This is a genomic window from Ruoffia sp. FAM 26255 (assembly GCF_045528525.1).
Lineage (GTDB): Bacteria > Bacillota > Bacilli > Lactobacillales > Aerococcaceae > Ruoffia > Ruoffia tabacinasalis.
Window position 1 is genome coordinate 40661 of record NZ_JBGQQX010000008.1, and the last position, 20271, is coordinate 60931.

Consider the following 20271-nt stretch of genomic DNA (forward strand, 5'->3'; position numbering starts at 1 on the left):
TTTCTATCCATTATATAGACAATAAATTAAAGTTTAAATGAATTTTTTCTTATATATATACGTGTCATTAAATTAATAGCCTTGCATTTGAAAGATTTCCTTTAATTCATCAATCATCGATGGAATATCCAATACGGGTGTCGCTCCGATTTGGATTAAGTCATTACAACCTCTTGATTGATCATCTGTGATACGTCCAGGTACAGCAAAGACTTCGCGGTTATACTGCAAAGCATAATTAGCAGTAATTAAGCTACCGCTTCTTTGTGCTGCTTCAATGACAATGGTTGCTTTGGATATGCCGGCAACTAACCGATTCCTCAATACAAAATGATGTTTCATTGGCTTTATATTTGGCATATATTCACTTAGAATGAGGTCCTGTTGTTCCATTCTTTTTTGAATGTATTTATTCGCTCTTGGGTAATAATAGTCTAAGCCACAAGGAATGATCGCGATACTTCTGCCATTGGGATGTTCAAGGGTATACTCATGAACTGAAGCATCTACACCTAAGGCTAATCCTGATACGCTCACCCATGTTTCTTTTGACAAGGCATTTATAATCTCACGAGTGACTGTCTTTCCGTAAGTAGTCATTTGTCGTGTTCCAATGACAGATACTTTCGGTTCCCTTATAAGCCCTATGTCTCCTCTGTAAAAGACAAGTATAGGTGGCTGTGCCGTATGATACCATAACATCGGATAATGATATTCACCGATCATAATGGAATACTGTGCTAATTGAGTTAAAGTCGTTAAATCGGCTAAACGAATATGATTAAAATTTGCTTCCACTGTTAGTTTTACTTGTTTTGTTTGTCTAACCTCAATCAATATTTTTTGACACTCTAGGGGTTCAAGTTCTTCTCTTAATAATCGATAATCCATAATAACTTCTAAGTAGGTCGCCAAAACTTTGTGCGATACATTTTTTGCTTTTAGAAAAATAAGTTGTTCTTTAATTTTTAATTTCATATTACACCTCCATATATATATACAAAAAAAAGAGACAAATCCATTAAAAAAAGACGAAATAATTTAAATTATTTCGTCTTTCTTCTATTATATATTGATGTCGTATGACTTACGGGTGAAAATGACTGTCTATGAATCGGAGTATAGCCAAATTGTTGTAAGGCATCTAAGTGATTTTTTGTCCCATAACCCATATTTTTATCAAATTCGAATTCCGGATATAACTGATGATAACTTAACATTAGCTCATCACGATGTACTTTTGCTATGATACTTGCTGCTGCAATAGAAATCGATCGTTCGTCACCTTTAATTATTTTAGTTTGTGGAATATCAGTGTTCAAATTAAGTGCATCAATTAACAAGTGTTGTGGCTTAATTGGTAAGTCACTTACACTTTTTAGCATTGCTACCTTAGTAGCTTCCAATATATTGACTTTATCAATAACAGAGTTATCTATTTCAATAATGCTATATGCAATTGCTACTTTTTCAATTAATTGAGCGTATTCAACTCTTTTAGCGTGTGACAATGATTTGGAATCATTGATTCCAACAAGTTCATCCATTTCTCGAGGTAATATAACACTCGCTGCAACAACCGGGCCAGCAAGTGGGCCTCGCCCAACTTCATCAATTCCTGCAATATACGATAGATTTTTCTTAGCATAGAGATCAAGTTCGAATTCTACTCTCGTCTGATGCTCAAGTAATTGTTTTGCTAAGTTTTGTTTTTTAATTTCGAATTGCTTTAATAATTTCTGAACACCTTTGCGTTCGTCTAGTTTTAACTCAGTCAATTGAGCTTCCGTCAATTCTTCATTAGATAACAATTCCTTGATGTCTTTGATAGTCATTTTACTCATGTGTCACTTGCTCAACTTTATCTAATGTCACTGAGCCTAAGTTATTTTTTCGGTAATCAAAGATGATTCTTTGGCTTGCGGCTTCATAGTCATCTCTCAAGTTCATTTTTTCGGTAATTTTAATTAATAAGTCTACCGGTGTATTATTTAATACATCGTCTTGAGTCACATTGTATCTGTTAACTAAAAGATCTACATGATTCTCTTGGTAGTATGCAAGTAAAAATAAAGCAAGATCGTCCATATATAATAATGTATCTTTAATCGCACCTGTAATACCCAATTTAGTTCCAACATTTGGATCTTCGAATTTAGGCCATAGAATACCAGGTGTATCTAATAATTCAAAGTCTTTATTAATTTTTAACCAACGTTGGGCTTTTGTGACCCCTGGCTTGTTCCCTGTTTGCGCTTGGTTTTTCCCAACAAAACGATTAATCAAAGTAGACTTACCAACATTGGGAATTCCAAGAATCATCAAACGAATAGCCCTTGGTTTAACGCCGCGTTCTTTTTGCTTCTCAAAGTAATCCGCCATAATTGCCTGGATTCTTTGTTGAAGTTTTCGTAAACCCTTATTGTGTTGCGAGTCAATCGCGACAGCAGGTATATCTTGTGATTCATAATAGTCTAACCATAGATTCGTTACTTCATTATCAGCTAAATCACTTTTATTCAATGCAATAATTCTTGGTTTGTTTCCAACAATCTCATTAATCATCGGATTACGACTTGATTCTGGGATTCTAGCGTCAACTAATTCAATAACAACATCAACTAGATGCATTTTTTCTGTAGCTTCACGCCTTGCTTTCGCCATATGTCCGGGAAACCACTGTATAATATTTGATGACATAAAATATCCACCTCTATTCTAAAATGTTTACTGTTCCATCCTCTGTTAAATTATACTCTTCTATCTTACCAAATCGCTCGAAAGGAAAGTAGACAAAATTAGTTACACCTTGAATATCTTCGGCTTGAATGAGTCCAAACTGACGGCTATCACCCGAATAGGGTCGATTGTCCCCCATTACAAAGTAATAATCTTCTGGAACTTCCGTCAAACCTAAAGTATCCCATAAACTGAAATCTTCAGTAAATTTCCCCTCAGTTTCTGATTTGAGGGGTTCTAAATACGGTTCTTCAACCGGTTGATTATTCAAATATAATGTATCATTTGAAAAGTATATCTCATCTCCTGGTTCTCCAATAATCCGGTTCACATATGAATCCCCCGAACCTCTAGGGTCTGGAAATACTACAACATCGTAGCGTTCTATGTCTTTATTTCTCAACATAACCATTTGATCTTGATTATGTAATTGTGGTTCCATTGAACTACCTTCAACTTGAAACGGCTGTAAAACATAATGGCGCAGTGCTAAAAATATTAGCACTGCAACCAATACGGCAAATATGATACTCACTAATTCATTAATTAGATATTTGAGCAAGCTCATGCTGCTTCACCTTTAGAAACTAACTCAACTAACACATCCACGGCAGCATCATATTGAGCGTCATTTTCTTGAATATATTCTCTAGCCTTTGTATTTAAAGTCGTGGCAGTTTCTCCCGTCACTTCGCCAGTGACTTCTAAATCATTATCTTCTTGAAATTGCTCGACGGCTGTTTGTATTGATTCATCAAAGTATGTTCCGACATTCACTTCATAGCCAAACGCATCTAACATATTTGTAAGCGATTCAACTTGATCAGAGCCATCGCCTAAAACAAGTACTTCTTCAGAGTTCAGTATAATTGACGTTTCTATTGGATGACCTTCTACTTGAACCGTAGGTTCAACCCCTACTTCATGAATCCACTCACCGCTTGGTGTTAACCAACGCGCAAAAGTTAGTTTTAACTCTCCGAAATCAGTCGGATTTAAGATAGTTTGTACCGAACCTTTACCAAAACTAGTTGTACCTACAATAGGTGCGTCAGTATTTTCTTTAATTGCAGCAGTTAAAATTTCACTGGCACTCGCACTACCTTCATTAATTAACAAGACATATGGTTCAGTAATTTGGAAGTCTCCGTATTCTGAATCATTCGCAACATACGTGGAAGTTGTTGTCCCACTTTCTTCCATTTGCATAATAATTTCATCGTCTTCTAAGAACATATTGCTGATAGCTAATCCTTGATCTAATAATCCACCAGGATTATATCTTAAATCGAATACAAAGGAGGTTGCACCTTGTTCTCGTAAATCTTCAACAGCTGATACTAATTCATCATAGGTCGTACCATTGAACTGAGTAATTTGAACATTTCCGATGGTAGCATCTTCTTCATCCAACTCACCTGTAACTGTTGTGATTGGAATTTCGGCGCGTTCTAATTCAACATTAAATTCCGAAGAACCACGTTGAATTAACAAATTCACTGTGGTTCCTTCGTGACCACGAATTAAATCAACTACTTCATTCGTATCCATCCCTGTTAACTCAGTACCATCCGCTTCAAGAATTATATCATTTGGTTGAATTCCGGCTTCACTGGCTGGTGTCCCATCAATAGGCGTTACAATGACAATTTTGTCATCGCTCGCCATAATTTGAATTCCGACACCTTGGAAAGAACCTTCAACAGTTTCATTCATATCCGCCGATTCTTGGGCATTTAAATACTCAGAATAAGGGTCACCGATGGAATCTACCATCCCTTTCAATGCACCTTCCATTAATTGGTCTTTACTCACATCTTCAATATAGAATTGTTGAATGGCATAGTAATTATCCATAAAATTTTGAATATCTTCGTCACTCAATTCCTCTACGTTCGCTTCTTCGTCACCAAACAACCATTCAAAACCTTGAACTTCTGTCAATGAAGATGAACCGAAAAATACAAAGGCGAAAATAACGACGATCGAGGCAATAGACCCATATTTAAAGCTTTTTTTCATATTCTCGCCTCAGTTTTTTTCTATTTATCTAGTTTCACTGCAGTTTCTAAAGCGATTTTCATCATTTGTGTAAATGTATTTTGACGTTCTTCAGCTGTTGTTTCCTCACCAGTGATTAGATGATCACTTATTGTACACATAGCCAAAGCTTTACGGTTATGTTTTGCTGCAACAGCATAAAGTCCTGCTGCTTCCATTTCAACCGCTAAAACACCGTAATCTGCTAATTTTTTCTTGTCCATCTCTTCATTATAGAAACGATCACTTGATAAGATATTTCCAACATGGATATCATCTTCACTTAATGATTCGGCCGCTAAATGATAAGCAATATCTAAAACATCGAAATTAGCGATGGCGGAATAATGTACTTGTCCGTTAAAGATATTTTGTAGGATGCTTGAATCTGTCGTTGCTCCCTGACCAAATACAATATCACGAACTTTAACTTCGTTTTTCATACCACCAGCAGAACCAATACGGATAATCGTTTCAACCTCATATTCAGTATATAACTCTTCGGCATATAACATCGCAGAAGGGATACCCATACCAGATCCTTGAACTGATATTTTTACTCCATTATATTCTCCTGTATAACCAAACATATTACGAACGGTATTGTATTGTGTTACATTCTCTAAGAATGTCTCCGCAATAAATTTTGCTCTTAATGGATCTCCTGGAAATAGAACTGTTTTTGCAATGTCACCTTTTTTTGCTCCAATATGTACACTCATTTTATTATTCCTCCTTAAAAATTATCAAATTGATATGATTGCCAAGTATCATCAAAAATGACTAATAATTTACTATACTCTGGCGATGATTCCAAGTATGTTGATACTTCGTCAAAGCTTTCACTCTTCTTTGGGAAACTTTGATCGGAATGTATGCGATTTGCAAGACGACTAACTGGATCATTAGCATCATGATTCACATATCTAAGAATATATTCGTAAAACGAAGGTCGCATTAAATTACCTACTTTCAATTTATCCTTAATAAGTCATGAATTTATTATAACATCGTATTTAAATAATCAAAACAAAACTTATCATTCTATTAGTTATATCTTAGTTTTTAACTAATTACAAATGTTTTTATATATCAGATTGACTTTGTCTTTTTCATATCTATAATTAACTTTATCTTATGTTACCATGAAGGAGAAAAACTATGGGAAAAGCCGTTGTGCATGTTACATTTACTGGAAATGTTGAGTTTGAATTCGAGAATTCTGGTGATTTACTAGATTACGAATTAATTGATATGGCTATGGAGAATTTTGCTGAAAAACCTGAGTTATTCGGCCAACTCGCCGAATATGACTGGAAAATAGAACGCAAATAATCTGTTATAAAGATTTATTAGACTATTTACTATATGAAAGTTATGTTTATTGCTTTCTATTTGGTATAATTAAAATAGAATTAAAAAGTCACTAGGAAGGTGAGTAGATGGATAATAAATCACAATCAAAAGGTAAAGCAATACTAGTTGAAGTATTGAACGCAATGACTCACGGTGTTGGAACGATTCTTAGTATTGTAGGGTTAATCCTACTTATCATAAAAGGAATTGATCTATCTTCACCCACTGCCATTGTTGCTTATATCGTTTACGGCGCAAGTTTAGTCATACTTTTTCTGAATTCTACCCTTTACCATAGTTTAAGTTTTACGAAATTCAAAGACTTTTTTCAACGTTTAGATCACAGTGCCATTTATATTTTGATTGCAGGTACTTATACACCATACGTTGTTATTGGTGTTGGCGGACGATTAGGACTATTTTTCTTAATTTTAGTTTGGGGCTTAGCTTTGGTTGGAATCTTTTTCGAACTTTTCCATATTAATAAGTTTCCTCGTTTAAGTACTTTTATGTACTTAGGATTAGGTTGGTTAGGCGTTACAATTATCTACCCACTCTTACAAACCATCGAAATTACAGGTATTGCGTTACTCGCGATTGGTGGTATTGTTTATTCCTTAGGTACAATCTTTTATAGTATGAAAAATAACAAATGGATGCACATTATTTGGCACTTGTTTGTTATGGCTGGTGCTTTCTTCATGTATATCAGCGTATTATTCTACGTATAAAGAAACATCCATCCGTTTCAGTTGAAACGAATGGATGTTTTTATTTTGCTATCGTATCCATTATGTTAAGGAGTGCACTCATCATATTGTCTTCAAAGGGGGAGTGTCCTGCTTCTTCAATAACTTCTAATGAAGCATGTGGTAACTGTTGTTGTAACTCATACGCCCCACTCACTCGACAATCAACATCATACCGTCCATGGACAATATGAATTGGAATATCTTTTAAGACTGAAACATGATTCAGCAAATAATTATCATCATCCCAAAGCATGTGGTGTTTGAAGTAATGCGCTTCTAATAAGCCAAGTGATAAATCCCCTAGTTTAACTGGAGACACTTCTTGTTTAACTGGTCTATGTAACACTAGGCTAGATTCCCAAATATTCCATTGTTGGGCCGCTGCTTCTCGTTCCTCGTCACTTCCTTGAGTCATTAGTTCATAATAGGCACTGATTAAGTTACTTTGTCTATCTTCTGCGATAAATGATTTATATTGTTCAAATTCAGCAGGATAAAACTCACTCGCACCAAACTTAAACAACCAATCAATATCCGCTTGTCGGCCTAAGAATATTCCTCGCAAAACAAGATGCTTCACTTTTTCTTGATATTTAATAGCGTATGCTAAGGCTAATGTTGAACCGTAACTTCCACCAAAGACAATCCACGAGTCAATGTGACAATGGAGACGAATGGCTTCTAAGTCCTCGACACTCGCATCAACTGTATTGTTCTCAAGTGATAAAAAGGGTTTGCTGCGTCCTGTCCCTCTTTGATCAAATAAAATAATCCGGTATTTCTCTGGGTTAAAAAAACGACGTGATTTCTCACTAATAGCTCCCCCAGGACCACCATGTAGCAATACTACTGGAATACCCTCTGGATTCCCACATTCTTCAACATATAAAGAATGACCATCAGTGACATCAATATGATAACTCTCATTTACTGGTGTATTTAAGTAACCAAGTGTCATATTTTTTCTCCCTCTATTTCTTACTCATTTGAATAGATTTATTAATAGCTGCTGTTACGCCTTTGTTAATCGCTGATTTAAATCCAGCATGTTCAAGCGCAACAACACCCGCAATTGTCGTGCCATTTGGGCTAGTTACTTTATCTTTCAGTTCGCCTGGATGCATACCCGTCTCTATAACCATGCTAGAAGCGCCTTTTACAGCCTGTGACGCCATTTTACGACTCTGCTCACGTGAGAGTCCATGTTCTACTCCAACGTCGCTCATCGCCTCTATCAGTTGATATATGAAGGCTGGGCTCGACCCGGCTAAACCAGTTACAGCATTAAAAAGTGATTCTGGTATCGCTTCGACGATACCTGCATACTGTAGACTTTTTTCGAAGAGTTCTACTTTTTCATCATCAATATTATCTGACGTACAATAAGCAATATATCCTTCGCCAATTTCGACTGGCGTATTTGGCATGGTGCGAATCCATTTATGAGAAGCGGGTGTAAAGGCTTCTAATTGCTCGATTGATAACCCAGCAGCCATACTCACCCAAGTTTTAGGTTTAGATTCAATGACTAAATCATCGAGTTGTTCAAAGATCGTTCCAAATTGATTAGGTTTCACCCCAATAAAGATGATGTCTGATTCATTAATTAATTCATCCAATGATTCTGATCCGACAACGTCTGCGCCAACTTGTTCAGCTAAGACGGCTAATTTCTCTTGTGTGCGGTTATGTAATATCATCGAGTATCCTGCTTTAAGTATTGCTTTTGCAATAGCAGATCCCATATTACCGACGCCGATCATTCCAATTGTTGGCATGTTATCCCTCTTTCTTTAGTCTAGTCCCACACGTTTAAATATAGCATCTACTTGTGTTAAATGGTATGAAGGATCAAATAAATGATTCACTTCATCTTTTGATAATTTTTCATTAATTGTTTCATTTTCTTTTACTAATTCTTCAAATGATTTTGATTCATCCCAAGCAATCTTAGTCAGTGGTTGAACTAAATCATAGGCTGCTTCACGTGTTAGACCTGCATCGATTAATGATAACATGACGCGTTGTGAATAAATTAGGCCATAGGTTTTCGCCATGTTTTTTTCCATATTCTCAGGTAGTACAGTTAATTTTTCAACGATATTAGCGAAGCGATTAAGTTGGTAATTTAGTAAAGTTGTTATATCTGGTAAGATAATTCGCTCTGCAGAAGAATGTGAAATATCACGTTCATGCCATAGAGAGACATTTTCATAGGCTGGTGTCATATAGCCACGCATGACACGTGCTAAACCAGTGACATTCTCACTTCCTATCGGGTTACGTTTGTGAGGCATTGCTGAAGAGCCTTTTTGACCTGTAGCAAAATATTCTTCCACTTCACGTGTTTCAGTTTTTTGTAATCCTCTGATTTCAGTCGCAAAACGTTCGATACTTGTTCCAATTAACGCCATAACCGCCACGTAATGTGCATGTAAATCACGTGGTAGTACTTGGGTTGAAATATCTTGGGCACGAATACCTAGTTGTTCACAGACATATGCTTCAACTTCAGGAGGTGTATTAGCGAATGATCCAACTGCACCACTAATCTTACCTGCTTCAACCTCTTTCGCCGCTTCTTCAAAACGTTTTTGATTACGTTTTAATTCTGAATAAAAACCTGCTAATTTCAAACCAAAAGTTGTTGGCTCTGCGTGAACACCATGGGTTCTTCCCATTTGAATCGTATATTTATGTTCTTTAGCTTTTTTACCGACGACGTCGATGATGCGTTGAATATCTTTTCTTAAGATGTCATTGACTTGTTTTAATTGGAAGCCGTAAGCTGTATCAACTACATCAGTACTTGTTAAACCGTAGTGAATCCATTTACTTTCATCGCCCAAGCTTTCACTCACACAACGGGTAAACGCAACAACGTCATGACGCGTTTCCTCTTCAATTTCTAAGATGCGCTCCACAGTAAAACTCGCATTTTGTCTTATCTTGTCTACATCTTCTTGTGGGATTTCGTCTAAGTTTGCCCAAGCTTGACACGCTTCGACCTCAACTTCTAACCATGTTTCATATTTCTTCTCAAGTGACCAAATATCTTTCATTTCTGGTCTTGTATAACGTTCTATTGTCATTATTTACCCTCTTCCTTACGTTGCCACCATTCATATCGGTGTTTATGAATATTTTTTTCATCCGTTTCGCCTCGAACGACTTTCGTTAATTCCCAGTCATCTTCATTAATCTCAGGCATGACAACATCATTCAAAAATTCGTCCTCGATAACCGTTCTTACAACTCGATCCGCATGATCAATTAAATATAGGAAAACTTTAGCCCCACCAATAACCATTAAGTTACGGCCTTCTGACAAAGCTAATACATCTTCAATCGAATGAACGACTATTAACTCTGGAATATCTTGTCCATAAGATCTATCAGATGTTAATACAACCGTTTTTCGACCCGGCAACAGTCGTCTATTCATTGATTCAAATGTTCGACGACCCATTAACATTGTGTGCCCCATAGTCGTTTTTTTAAAGAATTTTAAATCATTTGGCAAATTCCACGGTAAGTCATTTTGATAACCAATCCCGCCATTTAAATCTTGTGCATATACAAATGTTATCATAATTTCACTTCCTTAAACTGCGATTGGTGCTTTGATTGAAGGATGTGGATTGTAATTTTCCACTTTGATTTCATTGCTTTCAATTTCATCTAATTTAGCCTCACTTTGAATAACGAGTTGAGGTAATGGTCTAACGTCTCTTTCTAATAAAAGTTTAGCTTGTTCAAGGTGATTCGAATAAATATGAGCATCACCAATCGTATGAACAAAATCTCCGACGTCCAAACCAGTTTCACGCGCAATCAAATGCGTTATTAAGGCATAACTTGCAATATTAAATGGAATACCTAAAAAGATATCGCCACTTCTTTGATATAATTGACAACTTAATTTACCATCTGCCACATAGAATTGGAATAAAGTATGGCAAGGAGGTAACGCCATTGAAGGAACATCTTCAGGGTTCCAAGCGGATACAATGTGTCGTCTTGAATCAGGATTTGTTTTAATTTGATCAATGACTACTTTAATTTGATCAAGGGTTTCACCATTACGTAATTGCCACGCACGCCATTGTTTACCATAAACATCGCCTAAGTGACCAAATTCTTCACTAAAGTCATCATTCGTTAATATTTCATTTTGAAATTTAGTCATTTCTTCATCATATTGCACTTTAAACGCTTCATCTACTAAGGCACGTCTACCGAAGTCGGTCATATCTGGTCCTTCATACGCATCACTTTCAACATAATTTTTAAATGCCCATTCATCCCATATATGATTATTATTTTCTAATAGGTAGCGAATATTGGTGTCTCCACGGAGAAACCAAAGTAATTCTGATTTAATGAGGCCAAAGGGAACGCGTTTAGATGTTAATAAAGGAAAGCCTTCTTGGAGATTAAAGCGCATTTGGTGACCAAATAAGCTCAACGTTCCAACACCCGTACGGTCCTCCTTTTTAGTTCCTTCGTTTAATACTTTTCTTACTAAATCTTGATATTGAGTTGTCATTCTATAATTATCCTTTCTATAATGAAAGTTCACTTAAGTATTCATAACGTTCATAATACTCTAATAAAGCTAACTCTAGACTTTCTAACTTTTCTTGTAATTCCATTAATCTGTAAGCATCGCTACCTTGTGTAGCCATTTCTGCTTGAGTCGTTTCAATTTCAGCTTCCGTTTCTTCGATATCTTTTTCGATTGTCGCCCATTCTTTTTTCTCATTATATGACATACGTTTTTTCTCAGTCTTTACTTTTTCGACTTCTTTTTTCGGAGCTTCTTTGCTTTCTGTCTTCTCAGTTTGAGGTGCTGGTTTACTTTGAGTATTTAAATAATCACTATAATTTCCGTAAATTAACTTAAATTTACCTTCACCCTGAATGTCTAACAATTGATCCACGGTTTTATCAATGAAGTAACGGTCATGGGATACGATAATGACGACTCCGACAAATGAATCTAAGTAATCTTCAAGCACTGTAAGTGTTTCAATATCTAAGTCATTCGTTGGCTCATCTAAGAACAAGACGTTTGGTTCTTGGATTAATAATGTCAGTAAATATAAACGTCGGCGCTCGCCACCTGAAAGATATTTAATTTGAGTTCCATGAGTCACTCTAGGGAAGTTAAACTGCTCTAACATTGATGCTGCTGATACGGATTGGCCTCCACCTGTTTGGAATTCGTCCGCAATTTGTGTTAAATACTTTAGAACACGCATCTCACCAGGTAAGTCTTGATCCAATTGACGGTAGTAAGCCATCTTAACTGTTTGTCCAATTTCATACACACCACTTGTAATTGGATGTAATCCAGCAAAGGTGTTTAAAAAGGTTGATTTACCGATACCATTCTCACCAATAATACCTAGGCGTTCGCCTTTGATAAAACTTTTCGTAAAGTTCTCAATAACAGTTTTATCACCAATCTCAACAGTGACGTTTTCTAAATCCATAATTCTTTGGCCGATTCTTTGTTGATCAAAGTTAAAATCAATCGCTTCATCTGCTTGATTACGTGATTCGATTGAACCTTTTAAATCTTCAAAACGATTGATACGTGCTTGTTGTTTAGTGGTTCTTGCTTTGGCACCCTTGCGCATCCAACTAAGTTCTTGTTGGAATAAGCGGTTTTGTTTCTCTTGCATTCTTTCGTTATTGGCTGCTTCTTCGCTTCGTTTAGTTAAATAGTCTTGATAATTCCCAGAATATTCTCTCAATTTTCCAAAGTTTAGTTCTACAATTTTATTAACTGAACGCTCTAGGAAGTAGCGATCATGCGTTACGAGTAATAGTGCTCCTTTATAAGTAGCTAAATATTTCTCTAACCATTGAATCGATGATATGTCTAAATGGTTTGTTGGCTCATCTAAGATTAATAAATCAGGTTCAGATATTAGCACTTGAGCAATCCCAATACGTTTACGTTCCCCACCTGAACATGTAGATACGAGACGACTTAAATCATTCAGGCCAAGCTGACTTAAGATTGTTTTGGCATTCACTTCAATTTCCCAACCATTATTTAAATTCATTTCATCACTCATCTTAGTGAAGCGGTCGAAATTGGTCGGATTCTCAGGATCATTTTCCAAATCTAAGCGTGCTTTTTCATAGCGTAATAACTTTTGAATTTGGGGTGCTGGACTATCATAGACTGTCTCTAATATCGTCTTATCTAAATCTAATTCTGGATGTTGATCCAAATAGCCAATGCGGTAATCATTAGGTTTGAGTATCTCTCCCTCGTCATATGTATCGATATTGGCAATCACTTTTAATAGTGAACTTTTCCCAGTCCCGTTTGGCCCAATCAAACCAATTCGGTCTCCTGTGCGAATCGATAAGTCAACTCCACCTAGTAAAGTTTTTGTTCCGTAAGTTTTATGTAAATTTGTAATTTTTAATTCTTTCATATCAAAACTCCTCGCTAAATTCACTATATTATAACATAGATAGACTGAAAATATCCCATTCCCCTTAGCTTAGATTAAGAATTTATTAGACTCTAACGTCCAATAAAAAATCCAGGAACAATTAGTCCCTGGAAATCATTACATCCCACCAAATTGGCTACGGTATAAATCCGCATAGATGTTATTTTGAGCTAATAATTCCTCATGCGTTCCATCTTCCATAATTCCTTCAGGAGTGACAACGATGATGCGATCTGCATTAGTAATTGTTGCTAGGCGGTGAGAAATGACTAAAGATGTTCGCCCTTGTGACAATTCATCGAGTGAAGATTGAATAAAGCGTTCAGTAGCTGTATCTAAAGCACTTGTCGCTTCATCTAATATAAGAATTTTAGGGTTTTTCAAGAATATTCTAGCAATAGATAAACGTTGTTTCTGTCCACCAGAAAGTGAAACTCCTCTTTCACCAATCTGGGTATCAATCCCATCCGGTAAGTTCGAAATCACTTCACGTAATTTTGCAGAATCAATGGCTGCTTCTACCTCTTCATCTGTCGCATCTAAGCGACCATAGAGTACATTCTCTTTAATGGTTCCATCGAATAAAAAGACACCTTGTTGAACAATACCGATTTGTTTCCGTAATGACTGCATCGTCACATCTTGAATATCTACACTATCGACAGTTATTTGCCCTGATGTAATTTCATAGAAACGAGGAAGTAAGTTTACTAATGTCGTTTTACCCGCACCAGACGGTCCAACAAAAGCTACCGTTTGTCCTGCTTTTATATCAATCGTTACATTTTCCAGGACAGGTTTTTCTTTGTTATAACCGAAAGAAACATTGTCATAACGAATATTTCCTTCGAACTTAGGTGCTTCAACCGCATTTGGATGATCAACAATATCTGGTTCTTTATTCAGTTCTTCTTGCAATCTTACAAATCCAGCATACCCTTTTGGATAAACTTCTAACATCGCATTAATTCTCTCAAGTGGACGAATAAATACACTTGAAAGGAGAATATATCCAACGAGCTCACCGATCGTTAATTCACCCACAATTGTATAATAAGAACCCGCTAGTAAGGCAAATAAGTTGATCAAACGCATCACGATATAATTAAAGGAAGAACTTGTTGCCATAGAATTATAAAATCTAACCATAGCTAAACGATATTTCTCTGCTAAATCAACGAAAATATTATTCTCGTATGACTCATTCGCAAAAGCTTTTACCACTCTCATTCCACTAATTGAGTTTTGAATTCCAGCGTTAAACCGTCCCAAGTTTTGTTTGATACTTACATTAATATTAACCATATAACGGCTAAACAGTCCCAGTACAACTCCCAAGATCGGAATTAAAGCGACAGTCATTAATGCTAAGGGTATGTGTACATTTAACATTAAGAGAAACGCTCCAACTAAAGTCATGATCGTTATAAAAACATCTTCAGGACCGTGATGGGCCAATTCACTAATTTCGAATAAGTCCGTTGTAATACGACTCATTAAGTCCCCAGTATTCATCTTGTCAAAATACGCATAAGATTGTTTTTGAAAATGCTCAAACAGCTCTTTACGCATATCTGTCTCAATATGACTTCCAAAGACATGCCCGATATATACGACAATATAATTCATCGTCGTATTAAATAAATATAAAGCAAATAATAACACTGAGAACATGACAATATGACGTAAATTACCTTGAGGTAATATTTGATCAATGACCATATTCACGGCAATCGGAAAGAATAATTCCAAGATAGCTGAAATAACAGCACAAATAAAATCAATCGCAAATAATTTTTTATATGGAACATAATACGAGAAAAATTTTTTTAGCATTGTTTAACTCCTCTGACATAAAATCTTAAACCATTCTACCTGAATTCAATAGGCTTTTCAAAGTTAAAAATTAAAAAGCATGGCTCTGAATAAATTCAAAGACCATGCATTCATAATTAAACTTTCATATCTTTAGCTTATTTTTTCTTTCTTGATGAAACTACTAACCAAATCCCAGCAACTACAGCAACTGCTGCTATTAGGATAAATATCCAGCTATTTGACTCACCTGTGTTAGGTAAAGTTGACATTGCTTGAGCTTTAGTAGGAACAAAAAGTAATAAAGTTAAAATGAAGCTAAATAAAGTTTCTTTTTTCATAAATATACTCCTCATCTATAAGAAATGATTCATTCTTCATTAATTATATGTAATATGATTAAAATAAGCCAGTAATATTCCCTTCCCTATCGACATCGATACTTTCTGCAGATGGTTTCTTAGGTAAACCGGGCATCGTCATAATTGTTCCAGTAATGGCAACGATAAAGCCAGCACCAGCTGATAAGCGTAATTCACTAATTTTAATATCAAAATCCGTCGGTGCGCCAATTAAAGAAGCAGTATCTGAAAGTGAATATTGAGTTTTAGCCATACATACAGGCAGATGACCAAAACCAGCTTGCTCGATTTCTCTTAACTGTTTCATCGCTTTATTTGAATAGGTTGCGCCATTGCCTCCATACACTTTTTGAACTACATGATTGATTTTGTCCATTAAAGTCGTATCTAAATCATAAGCAAAAGTCATGTCTGTCTTATTCTCACAAGCCTCAACAACTAATTGAGCTAATTCGGTCGCTCCTTTACCACCTTGTTCCCATACTTTCGCAACAGAAGCCTTAATGCCCCATTCTTGACAAGCATCTAAAATAACTTGAACTTCTGCATCTGTATCGGTATAGAAGTGATTAATCCCAACTACCGTATTTAAATTAAAGACATCTTTCATTGTTTGAATATGATGTTTTAAGTTCACTAGCCCTTTCTTTACTGCAATCACATTTTCTTCATTCAGATGCTGTTTTGAAACACCGCCATGCATTTTTAAAGCTTTAACGGTTGCTACAACAACGACTGCATCAGGCGAAAGTCCCGCGGTACGGCATTTGATATCAATAAATTTCTCTCCACCAAGGTCTGCACCAAAACCGGCCTCAGTCACGGCATAATCACCATAATTTAAAGCGTGTTTTGTTGCTAATATACTATTACAACCATGAGCGATATTGGCAAAAGGTCCACCGTGGATAAATGCAGGCGTGTTCTCGAGCGTTTGAACTAAATTGGGTTTAAAAGCATCGACTAACAAAGCCGTTACTGCCCCAGAACCTTTTAAGTCATCCACAGTTACGGGTTGATTGTCATGAGTGTAAGCCACAATGATGCGACTGATTCTTTCTTTCAAATCGACTAAATCTTCTGATAAGCAGAAGATAGCCATAATCTCTGAAGCAACGGTTATATCATAGCCATCTTCTCGTGGCACTCCGTTAGTTGAACCATTTAATCCATTAACAATATGACGAAGTTGACGATCATTCATATCTACGACACGTTTCCAATGAATCTTTCTCGAATCAATATTCAATGAGTTACCATGATGAATATGGTTATCTAATAAGGCAGAAATCAAATTATGAGCTGAAGAAATTGCATGAAAATCTCCAGTAAAATGAAGGTTAATGTCTTCCATTGGCACTACCTGCGCATATCCTCCTCCTGCTGCACCACCCTTCATCCCAAAGACGGGACCTAGTGAAGGTTCTCTAAGTGCCAGGACTGGTTTCTTACCAATCTGCGCTAAGCCATCAGCTAAACCTACAGACATTGTTGTCTTCCCTTCACCTGCGGGTGTTGGCGATATGGCTGTAACTAAAACGAGTTTCCCCTTGTTCTTTTCAAAGTCCTCTTTATTCATCTTTACATCAATTTTGGCTTTATAATGCCCGTAAGGTATAAACCCCTCTTCGGAAATACCTAATTTTTTGGCAATTGCATTTATTGGTTTTTTATCAGATTGCTTAGCGATATCTATATCTGTTAATTGACTCAAATAATCACTCCTAATTTGTCGGTTTCTTCAAACATTATATCATAGTAGAACGTTTTCATTAGCTTAATGGACAAATAACTTATTTTAATAACGATCAATCATTCGTGTATTCTATTAATAATAGCGTATTCTATAATCAAGCAAATTTTAACTTGCTTTTTATTTGTAAAATAGATATTATAAATGAAGTATTTCCAGCGTATAATTGTTCAGCGTAAAGCACTTAATAGTGTCTTTGCGCTGTTTTTTTATGCGCAAAATTGAAAAGGAGTTTTTTTATTTTGGATTATCACATGAAATTACCTCGTAACGGTAAAAAATTTATTGTCTTTTTATTAATTTTATCGGTCTTATCTGTTCTTATTATCGCCCCGTTCATCACAAGCTTAGAAATGGGCTTTAGTCTTTCAACCTTACGCAATGCTTTTGGTGTTATGCCGTTTATATGGATCGCGGTTGTCATCTTAGTACTTTTAACTCATGAACCTGCGACAAAAATTTCGAATAAAATTCTTACACAGGAAGACAGCTTCAGGGCACATATGATTGTTAACTGTTTAGTGAATGTCTTTATGATGTCCATTGCCCTATCAATCATTGCTCCCTGGATTGGCATGCGCCAAATCAATATGATTCCAATTCATAACTTTCTAAACCTTTGGCCACGGAATTTTGCGATTGCTTTCTTTATTGAATTATTAATCGCGCAACCTATCGCTCGTTACATTATGCTTAAAATGCATGTAAAAATGGACGGAAATACTGCTCTTGAAACTAAATAATAATAGTAAGGTGATACAATAAATTCTCAAAGTGTCGCCTACATTGTGCCAAAAAAATAGACATCCATTGAAGGATGTCTATTTTTAATATATACTAATCTTCGTCCATAGAAAGTACTGCCATGAAAGCTTCTTGGGGAATCTCCACACTCCCGACAGACTTCATACGTTTCTTTCCTTCTTTTTGTTTCTCTAATAGTTTTTTACGACGAGAAACGTCCCCACCATATAATTTGGCAGTTACATCTTTACGGTAAGCTTTAATTGTCGTACGCGCAATAACCTTATTACCAATAGTAGCTTGTACAGGGATCTCAAACATCTGACGAGGAATGATTTCCTTTAATTTACTTGCTAACTCTTTACCTCGGTTGAAAGCAAAGTCACGGTGAACAATTGTACTAAATGCATCAATAATTTCTCCATTAAGAAGAATATCAAGTTTCACTAAGTTTGATTGTTTGTAACCAATCACTTCATACTCTAATGAAGCGTAACCTTTAGTGTTTGATTTTAATTTATCAAAGAAATCAAAGATAATTTCAGCCATTGGCATTTCATATACGACGTTTACACGATATTCATCAAGGTAATCCATTGTTAGGAAGTTACCACGTTTACGTTCACATAGATCCATAACCGCTCCAACATAATCATTTGGTACCATGATTGTTGCTTTAACGTAAGGCTCTAAAATCTTATCAACTTCTGTGTTATCTGGCATCATAGATGGATTATCAACGATAATAGTCTCACCATCTGTCTTAACCACTTCATAGATTACCGAAGGTGCAGTCATAATCAAGTCTAGGCCAAATTCACGCTCTAAACGCTCTTGAATTACATCCATATGTAATAAACCTAGGAACCCTGTTCTGTAACCAAAACCTAGCGCTTGAGACGTTTCTGGTTCAAATTGCAGTGCCGCATCGTTTAATTGTAATCTTTCAAGAGACTCTCTTAAATCATTGTAGTCACTTGAATCAACTGGATATAGTCCAGCATAAACCATTGGATTTAATTTACGGTATCCAGGCAATGCTTCTTCCGTTGGGTTATTAGCTAATGTGATGGTATCACCAACACGCGTATCTTGAATAGTTTTGATGTTTGCTGTTACATAGCCAACATCCCCGGCCATTAAGAAATCACGTTGAATTGGCGATGGTGAGAATATACCTACTTCTACAACTTCGAATTCTTTCCCGTTGCTCATTAATTTCATCCGATCACCCGGGCGCAATACACCTTCCATGACACGAATGTTTAAAACAACACCACGGTAACTATCATATGCCGAGTCGAAGATTAATGCTTTAAGAGGTGCATCAACATCCCCTTGTGGTTCTGGCACTTTTTCAACAATTTGTTCTAAAATTTCTTCAATTCCAATACCAGATTTTGCACTTGCATGAACGGCTTCAGAAGCATCAATCCCAATAATATCTTCAATTTCAAATTGAACACGTTCAGGATCTGCTGCTGGTAAATCAATTTTATTAATCACAGGTAAGATTTCTAAATCGTTATCTAAGGCTAAGTAAACATTCGCTAATGTTTGAGCTTCTATCCCTTGAGCCGCATCAACAACTAATAAAGCACCCTCACAGGCTGCTAATGAACGAGAAACTTCATATGTAAAATCGACGTGACCAGGTGTATCAATTAAATGGAAGATATAATCTTCGCCATCTTTTGCTTTATATGTTAATTCAATCGCATTTAATTTAATTGTAATTCCACGCTCACGCTCAAGATCCATTGAATCCAATAATTGAGCTTGCATATCACGATCAGCGACTGAATGGGTCTGTTGCAAAATTCGGTCAGCTAAAGTTGATTTACCGTGGTCAATATGGGCAATAATCGAGAAATTTCTTATTCTTTTTTGTCTTTCTCTCATTTCATTTATATTCATAAATCCTTCACTTCCTTTATAGCCAAATGGCTTACCTACAAAAATACTCACACTCAATCATACCAAAAAACATTGCATATTGATAGGCTTCAACACTCTTTTTTTAATTAATTATCCATTCATAAAAATACCTCTGTTGTCAAATCAAATGCAACACTATTGTTATTCAAAAGACATACCCCATTAGACTTTTAGGTATAGGGTTTCCCCCATGGGGGAAATGTCGCTTTTCGATTCTTTTATAACTCAAGTCTTTATTCCATTAAAGACAATTCGGTCTGGTAGGCTTCTTGAGCGGACATTAAACCGAGTAT

General features: G+C 36.0%; 20 protein-coding genes. 3 read left to right on the forward strand and 17 right to left on the reverse strand.

What is annotated here, in order from left to right:
- Positions 1-72: 72 nt before the first annotated feature.
- From dprA to ACEN31_RS02855, 7 genes are all read right to left on the reverse strand, one after another.
- Positions 73-978, reverse strand: a complete 906-nt coding sequence (dprA, locus tag ACEN31_RS02825) for a DNA-processing protein DprA (protein ID WP_407108578.1) — start codon at positions 976-978, stop codon at positions 73-75.
- Positions 979-1046: 68 nt separating this feature from the next.
- The gene (locus ACEN31_RS02830) at positions 1047-1844 is read right to left on the reverse strand and encodes a ribonuclease HII (protein ID WP_407108579.1); all 798 of its coding nucleotides are present in this window, start codon (positions 1842-1844) and stop codon (positions 1047-1049) included.
- A complete protein-coding gene (gene ylqF / locus ACEN31_RS02835; RefSeq protein ID WP_407108580.1) occupies positions 1837-2700 on the reverse strand; it encodes a ribosome biogenesis GTPase YlqF in 864 nt (287 codons plus the stop codon). The genes ACEN31_RS02830 and ylqF overlap by 8 nt, the downstream gene beginning before the upstream one ends.
- 13 nt (positions 2701-2713) lie before the next feature.
- Positions 2714-3307, reverse strand: coding sequence for a signal peptidase I (lepB, locus tag ACEN31_RS02840; RefSeq protein WP_407108581.1), 594 nt, complete (start codon positions 3305-3307; stop codon positions 2714-2716).
- Entirely contained in the window at positions 3304-4761 is a 1458-nt protein-coding gene (locus tag ACEN31_RS02845) for a S41 family peptidase (protein ID WP_407108582.1), read from the reverse strand. The genes lepB and ACEN31_RS02845 overlap by 4 nt, the downstream gene beginning before the upstream one ends.
- 20 nt (positions 4762-4781) lie before the next feature.
- On the reverse strand, positions 4782-5501 hold the full coding sequence (gene deoD, locus ACEN31_RS02850; RefSeq protein WP_407108583.1) for a purine-nucleoside phosphorylase: 720 nt from the start codon (positions 5499-5501) through the stop codon (positions 4782-4784).
- Between the two features lie 14 nt (positions 5502-5515).
- The gene (locus ACEN31_RS02855) at positions 5516-5737 is read right to left on the reverse strand and encodes a YozE family protein (RefSeq protein WP_407090181.1); all 222 of its coding nucleotides are present in this window, start codon (positions 5735-5737) and stop codon (positions 5516-5518) included.
- Positions 5738-5940: 203 nt separating this feature from the next.
- On the opposite strand from ACEN31_RS02855, the gene ACEN31_RS02860 reads away from it, so the two are divergent.
- Both ACEN31_RS02860 and ACEN31_RS02865 read left to right on the forward strand, forming a co-directional pair.
- A complete protein-coding gene (locus tag ACEN31_RS02860) occupies positions 5941-6114 on the forward strand; it encodes a hypothetical protein (RefSeq protein ID WP_171031222.1) in 174 nt (57 codons plus the stop codon).
- Between the two features lie 107 nt (positions 6115-6221).
- Positions 6222-6866 (forward strand): hemolysin III family protein, encoded by a 645-nt coding sequence (locus ACEN31_RS02865; RefSeq protein WP_407108584.1) that lies wholly within the window; start codon positions 6222-6224, stop codon positions 6864-6866.
- 40 nt (positions 6867-6906) lie between these two features.
- Here ACEN31_RS02865 and pip read toward each other — a convergent pair whose 3' ends face one another.
- The 9 genes from pip to ACEN31_RS02910 form a co-directional block, all read right to left on the reverse strand.
- The gene (gene pip / locus ACEN31_RS02870) at positions 6907-7845 is read right to left on the reverse strand and encodes a prolyl aminopeptidase (protein ID WP_407108585.1); all 939 of its coding nucleotides are present in this window, start codon (positions 7843-7845) and stop codon (positions 6907-6909) included.
- 13 nt (positions 7846-7858) lie between these two features.
- Positions 7859-8665, reverse strand: a complete 807-nt coding sequence (gene proC / locus ACEN31_RS02875) for a pyrroline-5-carboxylate reductase (RefSeq protein WP_407108586.1) — start codon at positions 8663-8665, stop codon at positions 7859-7861.
- Between the two features lie 15 nt (positions 8666-8680).
- The gene (gene purB / locus ACEN31_RS02880; RefSeq protein WP_407108587.1) at positions 8681-9979 is read right to left on the reverse strand and encodes an adenylosuccinate lyase; all 1299 of its coding nucleotides are present in this window, start codon (positions 9977-9979) and stop codon (positions 8681-8683) included.
- Positions 9979-10479 (reverse strand): dihydrofolate reductase, encoded by a 501-nt coding sequence (locus ACEN31_RS02885; RefSeq protein WP_407108588.1) that lies wholly within the window; start codon positions 10477-10479, stop codon positions 9979-9981. Before ACEN31_RS02885 ends, purB begins: the two co-directional genes overlap by 1 nt.
- 12 nt (positions 10480-10491) lie before the next feature.
- Positions 10492-11436: a thymidylate synthase gene (locus ACEN31_RS02890; protein ID WP_407108589.1), complete on the reverse strand. Its 945-nt coding sequence runs from the start codon at positions 11434-11436 to the stop codon at positions 10492-10494.
- A gap of 16 nt (positions 11437-11452) precedes the next feature.
- Positions 11453-13345, reverse strand: a complete 1893-nt coding sequence (locus ACEN31_RS02895) for an ABC-F family ATP-binding cassette domain-containing protein (protein ID WP_407108590.1) — start codon at positions 13343-13345, stop codon at positions 11453-11455.
- Positions 13346-13483: 138 nt separating this feature from the next.
- Positions 13484-15202, reverse strand: coding sequence for an ABC transporter ATP-binding protein (locus ACEN31_RS02900; RefSeq protein ID WP_407108591.1), 1719 nt, complete (start codon positions 15200-15202; stop codon positions 13484-13486).
- A gap of 137 nt (positions 15203-15339) precedes the next feature.
- Positions 15340-15522, reverse strand: coding sequence for an LPXTG cell wall anchor domain-containing protein (locus ACEN31_RS02905; protein ID WP_171031223.1), 183 nt, complete (start codon positions 15520-15522; stop codon positions 15340-15342).
- A 58-nt stretch (positions 15523-15580) separates the two neighbouring features.
- Positions 15581-17257 carry a formate--tetrahydrofolate ligase gene (locus tag ACEN31_RS02910; protein WP_138403490.1) on the reverse strand — a complete coding sequence of 559 codons (1677 nt, stop codon included), beginning with the start codon at positions 17255-17257 and terminating at the stop codon, positions 15581-15583.
- 293 nt (positions 17258-17550) lie between these two features.
- Between ACEN31_RS02910 and ACEN31_RS02915 the strand changes: the two genes are divergently transcribed.
- Positions 17551-18039 carry a hypothetical protein gene (locus tag ACEN31_RS02915; protein WP_407108592.1) on the forward strand — a complete coding sequence of 163 codons (489 nt, stop codon included), beginning with the start codon at positions 17551-17553 and terminating at the stop codon, positions 18037-18039.
- A 94-nt stretch (positions 18040-18133) separates the two neighbouring features.
- Here ACEN31_RS02915 and lepA read toward each other — a convergent pair whose 3' ends face one another.
- Positions 18134-19957: a translation elongation factor 4 gene (lepA, locus tag ACEN31_RS02920; RefSeq protein WP_197104430.1), complete on the reverse strand. Its 1824-nt coding sequence runs from the start codon at positions 19955-19957 to the stop codon at positions 18134-18136.
- Positions 19958-20271 lie beyond the last annotated feature (314 nt).

Coding starts and splice junctions, on each gene's coding strand:
- dprA (WP_407108578.1), bottom strand. CDS start 978: ATGAAATTAAAAATTAAAGAACAACTTATTTTTCTAAAAGCAAAAAAT.
- ACEN31_RS02830 (WP_407108579.1), bottom strand. CDS start 1,844: ATGAGTAAAATGACTATCAAAGACATCAAGGAATTGTTATCTAATGAA.
- ylqF (WP_407108580.1), bottom strand. CDS start 2,700: ATGTCATCAAATATTATACAGTGGTTTCCCGGACATATGGCGAAAGCA.
- lepB (WP_407108581.1), bottom strand. CDS start 3,307: ATGAGCTTGCTCAAATATCTAATTAATGAATTAGTGAGTATCATATTT.
- ACEN31_RS02845 (WP_407108582.1), bottom strand. CDS start 4,761: ATGAAAAAAAGCTTTAAATATGGGTCTATTGCCTCGATCGTCGTTATT.
- deoD (WP_407108583.1), bottom strand. CDS start 5,501: ATGAGTGTACATATTGGAGCAAAAAAAGGTGACATTGCAAAAACAGTT.
- ACEN31_RS02855 (WP_407090181.1), bottom strand. CDS start 5,737: ATGCGACCTTCGTTTTACGAATATATTCTTAGATATGTGAATCATGAT.
- ACEN31_RS02860 (WP_171031222.1), top strand. CDS start 5,941: ATGGGAAAAGCCGTTGTGCATGTTACATTTACTGGAAATGTTGAGTTT.
- ACEN31_RS02865 (WP_407108584.1), top strand. CDS start 6,222: ATGGATAATAAATCACAATCAAAAGGTAAAGCAATACTAGTTGAAGTA.
- pip (WP_407108585.1), bottom strand. CDS start 7,845: ATGACACTTGGTTACTTAAATACACCAGTAAATGAGAGTTATCATATT.
- proC (WP_407108586.1), bottom strand. CDS start 8,665: ATGCCAACAATTGGAATGATCGGCGTCGGTAATATGGGATCTGCTATT.
- purB (WP_407108587.1), bottom strand. CDS start 9,979: ATGACAATAGAACGTTATACAAGACCAGAAATGAAAGATATTTGGTCA.
- ACEN31_RS02885 (WP_407108588.1), bottom strand. CDS start 10,479: ATGATAACATTTGTATATGCACAAGATTTAAATGGCGGGATTGGTTAT.
- ACEN31_RS02890 (WP_407108589.1), bottom strand. CDS start 11,436: ATGACAACTCAATATCAAGATTTAGTAAGAAAAGTATTAAACGAAGGA.
- ACEN31_RS02895 (WP_407108590.1), bottom strand. CDS start 13,345: ATGAAAGAATTAAAAATTACAAATTTACATAAAACTTACGGAACAAAA.
- ACEN31_RS02900 (WP_407108591.1), bottom strand. CDS start 15,202: ATGCTAAAAAAATTTTTCTCGTATTATGTTCCATATAAAAAATTATTT.
- ACEN31_RS02905 (WP_171031223.1), bottom strand. CDS start 15,522: ATGAAAAAAGAAACTTTATTTAGCTTCATTTTAACTTTATTACTTTTT.
- ACEN31_RS02915 (WP_407108592.1), top strand. CDS start 17,551: ATGAAATTACCTCGTAACGGTAAAAAATTTATTGTCTTTTTATTAATT.
- lepA (WP_197104430.1), bottom strand. CDS start 19,957: ATGAATATAAATGAAATGAGAGAAAGACAAAAAAGAATAAGAAATTTC.